Below are 13,032 nucleotides of genomic sequence, written 5' to 3' on the forward strand. Positions count from 1 at the left end.
CTTCGGGGCTCGATCACTCGGCGGCGAGCTGGGGGAAGCGGAAGGCGAGCTCAGTGCGGGTGTGGACGCTGAGCTTGCGGTAGACGTTGCCCAGGTGATACTCGATCGTCTTGGCGCTGAGGAACAGCGCGGAGGCCGCCTCCCGGTTGGTGGCGCCGCGCACGACCGCGTGGGCGACCTGATACTCCTGGGGGGTCAGCGTCGCCAACGGGGAGCGCGCGATCGGGGGGTGCAAGGTCTCGCCCGTGGCGGCCAGTTCCTTGCGCGCCCGGCCGGACCACACCCGCGCCTCGATCTGGTCGAACAGATGCAGTGCCGGGCGCAGTTGCTCGCGCGCCGCCACGCGTCGTCCCATCCGGCGCAGGCGTTCGCCGTAGGCGAGCCGGGTGCGCGCGGTCTCGAACGGGCAGAGCACCTCGGCGTGCAGTTTCAGCGCGGTGTCGAAGCAGGTCGTGACGTCGGGTTCGGCGGCCACCAGCCCCTTGAGACGCCAGGCGACGGCCGCGTCCAGCGAGAATCCGCTGTCACCGGCCAGCTCGTCGATCATCGTCGACATCGTGCCGGTGAGGGCCAGGCCGCTGCGTATGTGGGCCTCCATGCGATCACGGTTGCCCTCGACGAGGCTCGTCGGCGGCTCGGCGGTCTGCGTGGTCCGTGCGCCGTAGTCGTACCAGGCGATGGCCTCGCGGTAGCGGCCCCGGCTCATCTCGAGCAGGGCGAGGGCCTCGGTCGGGTCACGCGGGTAGTCGGTGTCCGGCCCCTGCAGCTCGAGGGCCATGCGGGCGTGCTCCCGGCAGCGCTCGTCGTCTCCGCGGATCGCCTCGATGTACGCCAGCGCCGCCAGGCACAGGTAGCGCCACATCTCGTCGCCGGTCAGCTCGGCGAGTTCGAGACCCTCCGATGCCGTGGCGCGCGCCGCCGCCATGTGCCCGCTGCGTGCTTCGGCCAGGCCCAGGGCGTACAAGGCGAACGGCAGCAGCCCGAGCGCGCCGTCGGCGCGCAGCCGGCTCAGGATCGGCCGCACCATCTTCCCGCCCGTCTCGTGCTGGCCGATCCACGTCATGGCGGCGCAGCCGAGAATGACGTACTCTTCGGCCGGCCCGCCCGGTTCGGCGAGCCGCGTGCAGCCGGCCAGTTGCAGCGCCCCTTCGCGGTGCCGGCCGAGATGCATGAGGGTGATGCCCTGCACCAGCTTGATGACCAGGGCCACGGTCCCGTTCGGATCAGGCGCGAGCCGGGCCGCCTCGGCGGCCTCGCCGACCGCCGCGATCGCGTCGCCGGCCAGCAGCGCCGCCATGGCCGAGTCGGTCAGCAGCTCGGCCCGCCGCGACGGGTCGCCGTCCGCGACGAACTCAGCGGCCTCTTGCAGGATGCGGTGCGCCAGCCTCGGATGGCCGGTGAACGCCTCCACCCTGCTGCGGCCGGTCGCCACCTTGATCCGTAACTCCTTGTCCATGGCCAGCCCGTCGGCCGCGATGAGCATCTGCCTGGCACGCGCGTTCTGCCCGGCCAGTTGCGCGTCGGCGGCTGCGGCGTAGAGCCGCCGGGCGCGGGCGGCATCGTCCTCGCTGAGCGCCGCCGCTCGCTCCAAGGCCATGACGGCCGCGGCGTAGCCGCTGCGGGCCCGGGCTGCTGTCGCCATCGCCTCCAGGGCTGCGGCCACCCGCTCGTCGGTGCCGAGCGTCGCCTCGGCCAGATGAAGGGCCCGCTCGTCGGCTCGGCCAGGGTCGATGAGGACGGCGGCCAGCACCCGGTGAGCCGCGCGGCATTGGGCGGGCCGGGCGTTGGCCAGTGCGGCGGTGGCCACCAGTGGATGGGTGAATCGGAACGTTCCCGGGGCGAGCTCCACCAGTCCGCTGCTCTCCAGCTCGTCGAACGCGCTCTCCGTGATCTGCATGATCTCCGCGGCCTGCATGACCGATCCGAGCCGGGGTGAGAAACTCGCAGCCAGCAGCAGGAGCGCCGTCTGCGCGGCCGGGCCGAGTGCTTCCACGCGGCGGGCGAACAGGCTGCCGGCTGTCGCCTCCGCCGGCACGAAATCGGGCACCGGCCGCTGGCCGCGTAACTGGCCGGGGGTGAGGTGGTCCAGGGTTTCCCGCAGGGCCATGGGGTTGCCGCCGGTGCCGGCCACCAGGCGCCGTACGACGTTGCGATGCGGTTGTACGCCGCTGTGACTGACGATGAGCTCGCCGGCGGCCGCCTCGTTCAGGCCGGTGAGCACGATCGACGGCAGATACCCGACGGCGTCCTGCGCCGGCTCCTGCGATCGGCTGGCGACCAGGAGCGCGATGCCCTCCGCCGCCAGGCGGCGGGCGGCGAAGGCGATCGCCTCCACGGAAGGGATGTCCAGCACGTGAGCGTCGTCGACCGTGAGCAGCAGCGGGAGATCCTCGGCCAGCTGGGCCAGCAGGCTGAACGTGGCGGCGTACACGGTGAACCGGTCGGCCTGCTCCGGCGGGCCGAGGGCGACCGCGCCGCGCAGCGCGCGTGCTTGCGCCGGGGGCAGTTCGTGGAGGAGGTTCCGGGCGGGAGTGACCAGCTGGGCCAGTCCGGCGAAGGTGAGGTTTCGCTCAGGCTCGGAACCTCGGACGGACAACACTCGCATGCCGGTCGCCGCGGCACGCGCGTAATCCAGCATCGTGGTCTTGCCGATGCCGGCCTCGCCACGAAGGACCAGCACCCCACTGCGCCCTCGCCGGGCATCCTGAAGCACCGTGTCGATGCGATGGATCTCCGCCTGCCGCCCGCAGAGCATGGCCTAGTTTACCCCTGGGCGACCTGCCTGAGGAGTCCGGACTACGGGGTCACCTTGCACGCGCCGCGTTCGAGGGCGACGAACGCGTGACCTGCCTTGAGGTCCGCCTCGCAGACCCCCGTCGCGAGGCCCGCGGCGACCCAGATCCGCCAGCGTCCGGGGCGCAGGTCCGAGAACTGGTGCGACATGGTGCACCGGTCCCCTACGGCCGTCCACTCGGTCGCTGTTTCGGTGTCAGCGACCGGTGTCGTCGTGCCGGATCCTTCCCCGAGGGAGATCGGGGTGGCTCCCCACTGGATACCGGAGTGCGTGCACTTCGGTCCTCCCAGTGAGGAGAACCACGTCGTCGCGGTGACCGTGGCACTGGCCGGTGGCGGCTGTGGCGGGCCTCCTCCGGGTGAGAACAGGCTGCACGCTCCCGTGCCGGTCATCGCCGCCGTGACGACGATCGGCGCGACGACTCCTCGCACCATCCGGTGGGACCTTCTTCTGACGGTCATGGCTCCTCCTCCTCCTCGAACGCGTGGCGCCTGGTCGGACACAGCGTGACGCGCCAGGTCACGAGCCGCCTCCGGGAGAACCCCGGGCTTCGGCGCGCTCATCGCGGACCCTGGGGAAATCCCGGTGGCCAACGCGGCGGAAAGCGGCTCACCATGAAGCCATGACGGGCCTTTTCGGACTCGCGGACACCCACGTCCACTTCCGCGCCGACCTCGGTTTCGGCGGCTACGGCATCTTCGGGCAGCCGTTCTCGCCCGACGGCGACGGTCTGGCGGGTGCCGTGCCGCACTGCACGGGGGCACATGGACCGGGCGGCCTCATGCCCACGCTCGACGGCATCGGCCACCTGGTAGGCGGATGGCCGCAGTTCGACGGCTGGCCCCGGCACACCACACAAGCCCACCAGCAGGCCTGCTTGGAGTGGATCCGCCGAGCCGTCGACGGCGGGCTACGGCTGGCGGTGTGCCTGGCCGTCAACAACGAGCTGCTCGCCCGGCGGGCGTCCGCGTTGTTCGGACACCGGCTGGATGCCGATGACACGTCGGCGATCGGCCGGCAACTGGCGGGCATGTCCGCCATGGTGCGCTTCGTCGACGAACAGTGCGGCGGCCCCGGTCAGGGATGGCTGGAGATCGCCAGGACCCCCGCCGACGCGCGACGCATCGTCGCCGGAGGGCGACTCGCCCTGGTCCCCGGCGTGGAGGTGGACGCGCTCGGCGGCTGGCACACCCCGCAGGAACTGACGCTGGAAGCCGCCAGGAAGGGGAGGTCGCCGCGCGAGCTGATCGCCGCGCTGGTGAAGAAGCTCCACGACGCGGGCGTACGGCATGTCTTCCCCGTGCACGCGACCGACAACGCCTTCGGAGGCGCCGCGATCTTCAACCGCGGTTACGACCCCGTCAACCAGGTGCTGACCGGCGAGAGCTTCGTCGTCGAACAGGCACCGGCCGCACTCGGCATCTCCTACCGCCTGGACGAGGACGCCTTCGACGGCGGCGGACTGGCCGAGCGGTTCGCCTACCACGGCCTGCCTGGTCTGTGGCGCCACGCGGGACCCCCTCGGCCCACCAACTGGGCCACCACACCGGGTGGCCACATCAACGCTCGCGGACTGACCGACTACGGCGCGATCCTCATCGAGGAGCTGATGAAACGCGGCATGATGATCGACGTCGATCACATGTCGCACCACACGTTCGCCGTGGTGCTCGACCTGTGCGAGGCGCGCGGCTACCCCGTGGTGTCCGGCCACACGAGCATGCGCGCGCTGCGCCACGGTTGGCGGCCGGCCATGGCGGCGCCGGATCGGGAGGCCACGTTCTCCCGTACCGGCGACACCGCGGCTTTCGGCACGGCGAACCCGCGCATGCTCTCCACCGAGAACAACAAGTCGCCGGAGCAGCTCGCGCGCATCCGCCGCACGGGCGGTCTGGTGTCCGTGTTCTGCTATCAGCGCGACATCCGCGCGGCCGACGGCGCGGTGCAGAACGACTGCGCGGGATCGGCTCGCTCCTTCGCCCAGGCTCTGACCTACCTGAGCGAGGCGATGGGTGGCCGGCGCATCGCCCTGGGCACCGATGTGAACGGGGTGGGCCAACTGCCGGGCCCCCGGTTCGGCCCCTGCGCGGCGGCCGGCATGCGGACCGAGGCCGACCAGCCGCGGCACCGCGCCTCGCGACGGGAGCAGGTGTTCGCTCAACGCGGCGGCGTCCGGTACGACGGCCCCGTCACGGACTACCGCGCCCATCGCTTCTCCGACGGCGGTTTCGGCGCCCCCTTCACCGCGGACGAGCTGCAGTTCTGGGAGGCGATCGCGATCTGGCGGTCCGGCACTTCCCCGGACCGTGCGGACCGGCCGCCCTGGTGGCGCCGCGCCCCCTGGACCGACAGCCGGATCCTCAACCTGAGTCTGGGACTCGCCGCCGGCTCCCGGGACGAGATCCCCCAGCGGATGCCGTTGCGATGGTGCCGGCCATGGCCGCTGTATCGCACCGACCGTGCCCTACAGCTGGCCGCGTACCTAGCGAGGACGGAATCGCTCCCGCGAGCCGGCGACCCGCCCGCCACCCGCGATCTGGTGCCGGTGCTGACCGCGGTGTGGCGGCACTGGCGAGGCATGGAACGCGGGATCGCGGACCAGGGCACCGAGTCCTGGATCCGTCGCCGGTTCGGGCCGACCGGATCCGCGCTCTACACCGAGGACGGCGCCCTGAGCCGTTCCCGCGCCGGGCGCCGGGACTTCGATGTCAACCTCGACGGCATGGCCCATTACGGTCTGCTACCCGATTTCCTGCAGGACGTCCGGAACATCGGCGTCTCGGCCGGCGTTCTCGACACCTTGTACGACGGTGCGGAGCAGTACATCCAGGTCTGGGAGCGATGCCTGGAACAGGCCCCGCAATCGGACTGCCGATGAGCCGTCCCGGCTCGCGGCGGCCCGGTCAGGGGGTGTCCTCGACGGGCGTGCAGGGCTTCACCGGGGTGCCCGCCTGGGCCAGCCAGGCGCCGAGCCGCCAGGGCACGTTCGAGTTTCGGTTGTCGCGGAACTCCACTACGAGTGTTTCGCCCGGCTTGATGTATTCCGGGGAGATCTGGATCGTGCGGATGGACGTCACCTGGGTGGCCTGGAACGAGCGCGACCCCTCCACGACCGAACGCAGCTCGCTCACGTCCGCGGCCGGCGCACCATCGTAGGCCCGGTCCACGCTGACGAACCGGGGGGCCGCGCACCGCGTGTCCTGGCCCAGGAAGGTCACGTCGGCCTTGACGCCCGCCTCCGCCAGCTTGGCCTCCAGCCCCGAGGGGTCGCGCAGCTCGTTGACGGTGACCTTGACCGTGCCGTCCGGGCTCTTGGCCACCGCGTAGGCGGAGGTCCCGGCGCCGCTGATCAACGGGGTGACGACGAGCCCCGCCGCGACACCGGCCGCGACCAGCAGCCGTGGCCCGGTGACGACCCTTCGCCGGGGACGCATCCCGCGCAGCAGCCGCTGCCGCGCGCCGGCGAGCTCCTCCGGGGAGGCCGGGGGGATGGCCTGCCACATGGCCTTCAGCTCGTTCATGGTCGATCTCCTTGTCGGCTCAGGGCTTGACGGATCCGGTGACGGGCCCGGTTGAGTCGCGAGGCGACCGTTCCCGGCGGGATGGCCAGCGCGTCGGCCACCTCCTGGTAGCTGAGTTCGGCCCAGGCGACGAGCAGCAGCACATCGCGGTCGGCCGGGGTGAGCTCCATCAGGGCCAGCGCCAGCGGCCGGTTGACGGCCAGGGTGTTGACGCCGTCCTCGACCTGGAACCCGGACAGCTCCGCCGGGTGCACGCCGCTGCGGACGTAGGCGCGGTAGAGGCTCATCTCGGTACGCCGCCGGCGGCCGATCAGGTTGGAGGCGATGCCGTACAGCCACGGCCGGGCGTCGGAGCGACGGCGGTCATAGCCGCCGCGCTGCTGGAAAGCGGCCAGAAAGGTGTCGGCCACGACGTCCTCCGCCTCGCTGGGCCCGAGGCGCCTGGTCACGTAGCGGTGCAGGAGCGGTGCGTGCCGGTCGAACAGCGTGGCGAAGATCTCGGGATCGTTCAGCGACCTCTCGATGAGGATCGCGTCGTCGACCTCGACAGCTTCGCGAGGGATTGTCATGCATGCCGACCTTTCCTGGCGTATGCGGTCATCGGTACTTGCCACGCCAGGCCGAAATTCTTCACGGGAGTGTGCGCAGTCCTTCGTCGAGGGCGGCGAGCACGGCGTCGTCCAGCAGCTCGGCGTGCCCGCCGACGAGATAACGCTCCACGATCTCGAACACCACCGTCTCGCTCTCGGCGACCCTTTCCACCAGATGATCCAGGTCCGTCCTGGCGGGCGCGTCGCTGCGCAGATAGGTGAGGTCGGCGAAGTACGGCAGCACCCACGGCAGCGAGTTACGCGTGAACGAGTCGCCGATCAGCAGCGTCCGGGGCCGGTAGAGCGGCGCCCGGTCCGACCGGTGGACGGTGCGGAACGACACGGGCAGGTCGCGGTCGTCCTGCCGGACCGGCCGCACGCCGTCGCGGACCAGCCGCCACCGCTCGACGCGCTCCTCGACAGGTATGCCGAGCAGCCCGCCCAGGTCGCCGTTCCGTGGCGTCTGCCCGGTCTTGACCAGCCGGGTGTCCCGGGACAGGCCGGGCTGGAGTGCCTGGGCGAGCTCCGCGCCGTACAGGCCGGCGGAGTGCTCGGTCCAGTGGCTGTCGGTCCGCCAGTACGCGGGCGTGCCGGACTCTCGCTGTGCCCGCTCCAGCCGGTCCCGGAGCTCGACGAAACCGGGCAGATCGGCGGCCCGGAGCGCGGCCCAGAACTCCTGCTTGCGGTTGCGGAGGCAGGTCTGGCCGGGGAAGCGTTCCGGCAACCGGTCCGGGGCGATCGTGGTCTTGTCGGGAGCCACGGTGAACAGGAACCGCCTTCCGGATTTTCGTACGATCTCGGCCAGGCGGCGTACCCGCCACAAGGTCTCGGTGATGGACCAGCGCGGCCGGCACGCCTCGGTCACGTCGTCACCGAAGTAGAGCCAGCCGTCCCGCCCCTCGATCACGCGGGGATAGCCGGGGGCGCCCGCCGTGCCGTACGACGGCGCCTCCTTGAACAACAGCTCCGACAGGGCGGCGTGGGCGCGGACGGCGTGCTGCCGCAACGGCAGGTGAGCCGACGCCCAAGCCTCCACCTCCGGCACGACCGCCCAGCCGCGCGACAACGCCGGGAACTGCGGCAGCCTGCGGTTCTCGATCTCCACCGCCCGCTCGCCCGCGGCGAAGGCCAGCGCGGGGCCGCAGAAGAACAGCACCGCCGCGAGCGCCCGGGATCGGCGGCCCCAGGCCGCGCGGGTCCGTACGAAGGTCATCGGTGATCCCGTCAGAACTGGTAGTAGAGGAAAGGGCTGAACGTGCCGGCGGCGACCAGCAGCGCCGCGTAGGGGGCGGCCACCCACGTCACCGCGGCGCGCGCCAGCCGCACCGCCGGCCCCCGGCCCGACTGGATCAGCGGGCCGAGCGCCCGCGAGGCCGGCAGCGCCACCACGGCCAGCGCTGCCAGCACGAAGACGGTCATCCGCTGGTGGTTGGCCGCCCATGCGACGAACTCATCGAGCTCCCCCGGCCGCCAGGTGAACATCGCCCGCAGCATGCTCCACGCCTCGGTCATGCTCGCCGCGCGGAAGAACACCCAGCCGACGACGACCAGCAGAAGGGTCACGGCGCGGCGCAGCGCCAAGGTCCAGACGGTGCGCGGCGGACGATCCCAGCCGAGCAGCCGTTCGGCCACCAGCAGGGCGCCGTGGTACAGGCCCCACACCAGGAAGGTCCAGTCAGCGCCGTGCCAGAAGCCGCAGAGCACGAAGATGATCAGCAGGTTGCGGTAGGTCTTCGGCGCGCCACCCCGGTTGCCGCCCAGTGGGATGTAGACGTAGTCACGGAACCAGCGCGACAACGACAGGTGCCAGCGCCGCCAGAAGTCGGTGACGGAGTACGCCGCGTACGGCCGGTCGAAGTTCTCCGGCAACCGGAACCCGAACATCAGGCCCAGCCCGACGGCCATGTCGGAGTAGCCGGAGAAGTCGAAGTAGATCTGCAGGGCGAAGGCCGACGCCCCCAGCCACGCCGTCGGCGTGTTGACCGGCCCGCCGGCCCGCGCGAACGCGGCGTCCGCGACGGAGGCGAGCGAGTCGGCGACGATCACCTTCTTGGCCAGGCCCAGGGCGAAGCGGGGAAAGCCGGCGGCCAGGTCGCCGAGGCGGTCCCTGCGGAGGTCGCCCAGTTGCTCGGCGATCTCGTGGTAGCGGACGATCGGTCCCGCTATGAGCTGCGGGAACATCGCGATGTAGGTGATGAACCGGACGGGGCTTCGCTGGGCGGGCGTGTTGCCGCGGTAGACGTCCACCACGTACGACAGGTGGTGGAAGGTGAAGAACGAGATCCCGATCGGCAGCGCCAGGGCCACGACCGGGCTGTGACCCAGACCCAGCGCGCCCGTCAGGGCGTCGAGCTGCTCGGTGGCGAAACCGGCGTACTTCCAGACCGCGAGCATCGCGACGTTCCAGCCGACGGCCGCCAGGAGCACGCCGCGGCGGGCCCGGGGCCGCTCCCGTAACCGCGCCGAGTCCAGCGCCAGGCCGGCGCCGTAGTTGACGGCGATGGCCGACAGCAGCAGCGGGGTGTGCGGCCCGGCGCCCCAGGCGTAGAAGAGCAGGCTGGCCGCGGCGACTACCGCGTTGCGGTGACGGCTCGGGAGCGCCCAGAAGGTCAGCAGCGTGGCCGGCATGAAGAACCACAGGAACAACGGGGAGGCGAACGACATCGGTGTCCAGACCAGTTCCGGCTCGTGCTCGGACGCCCGTCAACCTCTGGCACGCCGTCGCGGGCCGGCGCGTCGGCCGTCCCGATGAGCGGCCGCTCTCCGGCGGCTGGTCGCGTACTGGTCGGACAGCGTGTTCATGTGAGCCTCTCCTGGCCGTGTGCGGTCACCGGTCATTGCCGCGCCAGGCCGAAATCCTTCATGGCGATCTTTACGGCCGGGCGGCCACCGGGGCGGTTTACTCGCGCTCGCACCGGAGACGTTCCAGGTCGGAGCGGGTGCCTGCCGGCGGGGGAAACTCTTGTCCGCTCCCTGCGCGCTCATCCTCGACGGATCGGCGACCAGTCCGCTCAGGGAGTTTCGATGACTGACTCGACGACGAACCGGTCCGGACCGCGCGCCGGCTGGATCGGGACCGGTCGCATGGGAACCGCCATGGCCGCGCGGCTAGCCGACGCCGGCGTGGACGTGACCGCATGGAACCGCACCCTCGCCAAGGCGGAGCCGCTCAAGGAGCATGGCGCGTCGGTCGCGGAGTCGCTCGGCGCGCTGCGTGACCGGGACGTGGTGTTCACCACGCTCTCCACTGCGTCCGCCCTCGAACAGGTGTTGCTCGGCGACGACGGGCTGCTCACGGGTGACGCGGTGCCGGGGGTCGTGATCGACTCCTCGACCGTGTCCGTGGAGTCGTCGGCCGAGGTGCGGCAGGCGTGTGAGGCGCGGGGCGTCGCCTACCTGGCCGCGCCGGTCAGCGGAAACCCGAAGGTGGCACGGACCGGCCGGCTCAGCCTGGTGGTGTCCGGCCCGCGGGAGACCTACGACCGGGTCGCCCACCTGCTGCGGCATCTCGGCAGGTCGGTCACCTACGTGGGAGAGGGCGACACCGCCCGCCTGGTGAAGATCGCGCACAACCTGATGCTGGGCGTGGTCACCCAGACTCTGGCCGAGATCACCGTGCTGGCCGAGAAGGGCGGCGTCCCGCGGCACGCCTTCCTGGAGTTCCTCAACGACAGCGTCATGGGCTCGGCGTTCACCCGCTACAAGTCGCCGGCGTTCGTGCACCTGGACTACACACCGACGTTCACGCCGACGCTGTTGCGCAAGGACTTCGACCTGGGGCTGGCCGCCGCCCGCGCGCTGGACGTGCCGATGCCGGTCACCGCCCTCACCGCCCAGCTCGTCCAGGCCGGCGTCAGCACGGGCCGGGTGGACGAGGACTTCGCCATTCTGCTGGATCTGCAGGCGAAGTCCTCGGGACTCGACCTTGAGCCGGAGGACGTCGCGGTGGACGACGGCCTCGGCGAGGGTCCCTGATCTGTCCGTACTCACCGGCCGGGCCGGTGGCCTGGATTGTCGGCGAGCACGCAGGCGACGGGCGGGTCGAGTTCGAGGGTCTCGACCCGGAGGTGGGCGAAGCCGACCCGGGTGAGCAGGTCCTGGAGCTCCTGGGCGGCCCGGGCCGTGGTGTCCCGGGTGGCGCCGGGGCAGCGGGGCTGGCTGACGAGCGCGATGCGGCCCGCCGGGCGGAGCAGGCAGCGCAGCTCGCCGAGCCGCTCCACAGGGTCCGGCCAGAACCCCACGGAGTTGACGGCGAGGACGGCGTCGAGCGGACCGCCGAAGCTCGGCAACCGCTCCACGGAGGCGTGCGTGAGGTGCACGCGGCGGGCGCGTACGGCGGCGGCGTTACGGCGGGCGGCCCGCCGGACCATGGCCCGCGAGTGGTCGACGCCGAAGACCTGGCCCTGGGTGGCGCGGGCGGCGAACTCGGCGATGGCGACGCCGGGGCCGAAGCCGATCTCCAGCACCCGGTCGGTGGGCCGTACGTCCAGCAGCGACACCGCCCAGATGTTGCGCTTCCGGTTGGAGGGGCGATGGGCGAACATCCAGCCGTTCGCCCACCCGACGACGCCCCGGGGGTGATGGGCCTGGCTCACCAGGTATCGGATCGCGCGCTGCCTGAGAGAGGTGCCTGCTGTCTGCATGATCGCCAGTCAACGGCTTCAAGTACGCTTGAAGTCAATGAGCGAGCAGTTGACGATCGGCGAGCTGGCGAACCGCACCGGCGTCGCCACCTCCGCCCTGCGCTACTGGGAGACTCTCGGCCTGCTACCGCCGCCGGCCCGGGCCTCCGGCCAGCGGCGCTATCCGCCGTCGGCGGTCGGGCTGGTCGGCGTGGTGCTGTTGCTGCGCGATGCCGGTTTCACGTTGCGGGAGGTCAAGGCGTTCCTCGCCGCTCGTACGGCGGCCGGCGACGACTGGCGGGAGCTGTACCAGCGCAAGCTCGCCGAGCTGGACCAGCGGATCGCTCAGGCGCAGGCGGCCCGCACCGCCGTCGCCCATGGCCTGGCCTGCCCGCACGAGGACATCTTCGAGTGCCCCAACTTCGCCGGCGGGGTGTCGGCGCTCCTGGCGGGATGTTCTCTCGAAGAGGCTCACGCACGGGTCCACGCGCACTGACCTCGCCGCGCTGATCGGGCCAGAGCCGCGTACGCCCGCAAAGCCGTCGAAACGGGCCGCCGGGGGCGGCGTGGCCGGTGACCCGAGCCCTCTCGCTCGACGCGGCGGGCGGCGAGCCCCGGCTCGGACACCCGAAGGCGCAGGGCACGGGCCGGGATCTACGATCATGCACTGACATACCCGACTCCGGCGAAAGGCCGCCCGATGTTCCGTCTCCTGGCCATGCTGGCGGCCGTGGCCCCGGCCGTCTTATCGGTGCTGATCCCCGGCGAGAGCTGCGGGTGGTTCGCCTATACGCCGCTCTCCGAGGCGTTGCCCGGGCCGGGTGCTCTGCCGACGGTCGTGTGGACGCTCGGCGAGTGGAGCGCGGAGCTCCTGCCGGTGGCGCTCGCGCTGCTCGCCCTGTGGCTGCCGCGCCGCTTCGCGGTGCTCGGCGCATCCTTGTCGGCCGCCGTGCTGGTGCTGGGCGCGCTGACCGTCGTCATCCCGTACCTCACGCCCTGCGGGCCGCAGCGCGGCGAGTGGCTGTTGCTGCTCTGCTACGCGGCCGCCCTGACCGCCTGCCTCCTGGATCGCGCGGACCGGCGGCCCCGCCGTCCGGCGAGGCGGGCGACCGCCGCCGCCTGGACGGCGGTCCTGTTCATCGCCGTCGGCCTGGACCTCGCCGCCACCATGCCCGTCTCCTCGACGACCGAGGACCTCGGCTGCTACGCCAATCTGGAGGACACCTGGGCGCTGGTCCAAATGCACCTCTTCACCGCCGAAGCCGCCGGCGTGTGGGTCGGTGTGGCCGCTGTCGGCGCCGTGCTCGCACCCGGTCCGGCCGCGCTGTTCGCCGCCCTCGTGCTCCTCGTGCCCGCCCTGTACGAACCGGTCGCCCAGCTCGCCTCATCGTCGGCAACGTCCAACTGCTCCGGCGGCCTGGAACTGATCAACTGGTCCTACGTGGCCGCCGCGGCGCTGGGAGTGGTGGGCTCGCTCGCGCCTCGAAGTCATACGGCTCCCTGAC

The 13,032-nt window shown here is 71.7% G+C and carries 11 protein-coding genes; 4 read left to right on the forward strand and 7 right to left on the reverse strand.

From position 1 onward, the window contains the following. Positions 1-13: 13 nt before the first annotated feature. Both BMW85_RS31745 and BMW85_RS49865 read right to left on the reverse strand, forming a co-directional pair. Positions 14-2,755: an AAA family ATPase gene (locus BMW85_RS31745; RefSeq protein WP_091088800.1), complete on the reverse strand. Its 2,742-nt coding sequence runs from the start codon at positions 2,753-2,755 to the stop codon at positions 14-16. A gap of 41 nt (positions 2,756-2,796) precedes the next feature. Next, positions 2,797-2,943: a hypothetical protein gene (locus BMW85_RS49865; RefSeq protein WP_177240984.1), complete on the reverse strand. Its 147-nt coding sequence runs from the start codon at positions 2,941-2,943 to the stop codon at positions 2,797-2,799. Positions 2,944-3,416: 473 nt separating this feature from the next. Here BMW85_RS49865 and BMW85_RS31750 point away from each other — a divergent pair, with 473 nt between their 5' ends. After that, positions 3,417-5,672 (forward strand): membrane dipeptidase, encoded by a 2,256-nt coding sequence (locus BMW85_RS31750; protein WP_091088803.1) that lies wholly within the window; start codon positions 3,417-3,419, stop codon positions 5,670-5,672. 25 nt (positions 5,673-5,697) lie between these two features. On the opposite strand, the gene BMW85_RS31755 is transcribed toward BMW85_RS31750, so the two are convergent. The 4 genes from BMW85_RS31755 to BMW85_RS31770 form a co-directional block, all read right to left on the reverse strand. Next, positions 5,698-6,315: a hypothetical protein gene (locus BMW85_RS31755; RefSeq protein WP_091088805.1), complete on the reverse strand. Its 618-nt coding sequence runs from the start codon at positions 6,313-6,315 to the stop codon at positions 5,698-5,700. Beyond that, the gene (locus BMW85_RS31760; RefSeq protein WP_091088808.1) at positions 6,312-6,884 is read right to left on the reverse strand and encodes an RNA polymerase sigma factor; all 573 of its coding nucleotides are present in this window, start codon (positions 6,882-6,884) and stop codon (positions 6,312-6,314) included. The genes BMW85_RS31755 and BMW85_RS31760 overlap by 4 nt, the downstream gene beginning before the upstream one ends. A 61-nt stretch (positions 6,885-6,945) precedes the next feature. Next, positions 6,946-8,118 carry an alginate O-acetyltransferase AlgX-related protein gene (locus tag BMW85_RS31765; RefSeq protein ID WP_091088810.1) on the reverse strand — a complete coding sequence of 391 codons (1,173 nt, stop codon included), beginning with the start codon at positions 8,116-8,118 and terminating at the stop codon, positions 6,946-6,948. Between the two features lie 11 nt (positions 8,119-8,129). Continuing rightward, positions 8,130-9,569 carry an MBOAT family O-acyltransferase gene (locus tag BMW85_RS31770; RefSeq protein WP_091088812.1) on the reverse strand — a complete coding sequence of 480 codons (1,440 nt, stop codon included), beginning with the start codon at positions 9,567-9,569 and terminating at the stop codon, positions 8,130-8,132. A gap of 360 nt (positions 9,570-9,929) precedes the next feature. Here BMW85_RS31770 and BMW85_RS31775 point away from each other — a divergent pair, with 360 nt between their 5' ends. Next, positions 9,930-10,880 carry an NAD(P)-dependent oxidoreductase gene (locus tag BMW85_RS31775; RefSeq protein WP_091088814.1) on the forward strand — a complete coding sequence of 317 codons (951 nt, stop codon included), beginning with the start codon at positions 9,930-9,932 and terminating at the stop codon, positions 10,878-10,880. Between the two features lie 11 nt (positions 10,881-10,891). Here BMW85_RS31775 and BMW85_RS31780 read toward each other — a convergent pair whose 3' ends face one another. Then, positions 10,892-11,548: a class I SAM-dependent methyltransferase gene (locus BMW85_RS31780; RefSeq protein ID WP_091088817.1), complete on the reverse strand. Its 657-nt coding sequence runs from the start codon at positions 11,546-11,548 to the stop codon at positions 10,892-10,894. Between the two features lie 37 nt (positions 11,549-11,585). Between BMW85_RS31780 and BMW85_RS31785 the strand changes: the two genes are divergently transcribed. Beyond that, positions 11,586-12,023 (forward strand): MerR family transcriptional regulator, encoded by a 438-nt coding sequence (locus BMW85_RS31785; protein ID WP_177240985.1) that lies wholly within the window; start codon positions 11,586-11,588, stop codon positions 12,021-12,023. Positions 12,024-12,227: 204 nt separating this feature from the next. Then, complete coding sequence (locus BMW85_RS31790) at positions 12,228-13,031, forward strand: hypothetical protein (protein WP_091088822.1); 804 nt, start codon at positions 12,228-12,230, stop codon at positions 13,029-13,031. Position 13,032: the final 1 nt, after the last annotated feature.

The organism is Nonomuraea wenchangensis, from assembly GCF_900111685.1.
GTDB lineage: Bacteria > Actinomycetota > Actinomycetes > Streptosporangiales > Streptosporangiaceae > Nonomuraea > Nonomuraea wenchangensis.

Coding starts and splice junctions, on each gene's coding strand:
- BMW85_RS31745 (WP_091088800.1), bottom strand. CDS start 2,755: ATGCTCTGCGGGCGGCAGGCGGAGATCCATCGCATCGACACGGTGCTT.
- BMW85_RS49865 (WP_177240984.1), bottom strand. CDS start 2,943: ATGTCGCACCAGTTCTCGGACCTGCGCCCCGGACGCTGGCGGATCTGG.
- BMW85_RS31750 (WP_091088803.1), top strand. CDS start 3,417: ATGACGGGCCTTTTCGGACTCGCGGACACCCACGTCCACTTCCGCGCC.
- BMW85_RS31755 (WP_091088805.1), bottom strand. CDS start 6,315: ATGAACGAGCTGAAGGCCATGTGGCAGGCCATCCCCCCGGCCTCCCCG.
- BMW85_RS31760 (WP_091088808.1), bottom strand. CDS start 6,884: ATGACAATCCCTCGCGAAGCTGTCGAGGTCGACGACGCGATCCTCATC.
- BMW85_RS31765 (WP_091088810.1), bottom strand. CDS start 8,118: ATGACCTTCGTACGGACCCGCGCGGCCTGGGGCCGCCGATCCCGGGCG.
- BMW85_RS31770 (WP_091088812.1), bottom strand. CDS start 9,569: ATGTCGTTCGCCTCCCCGTTGTTCCTGTGGTTCTTCATGCCGGCCACG.
- BMW85_RS31775 (WP_091088814.1), top strand. CDS start 9,930: ATGACTGACTCGACGACGAACCGGTCCGGACCGCGCGCCGGCTGGATC.
- BMW85_RS31780 (WP_091088817.1), bottom strand. CDS start 11,548: ATGCAGACAGCAGGCACCTCTCTCAGGCAGCGCGCGATCCGATACCTG.
- BMW85_RS31785 (WP_177240985.1), top strand. CDS start 11,586: ATGAGCGAGCAGTTGACGATCGGCGAGCTGGCGAACCGCACCGGCGTC.
- BMW85_RS31790 (WP_091088822.1), top strand. CDS start 12,228: ATGTTCCGTCTCCTGGCCATGCTGGCGGCCGTGGCCCCGGCCGTCTTA.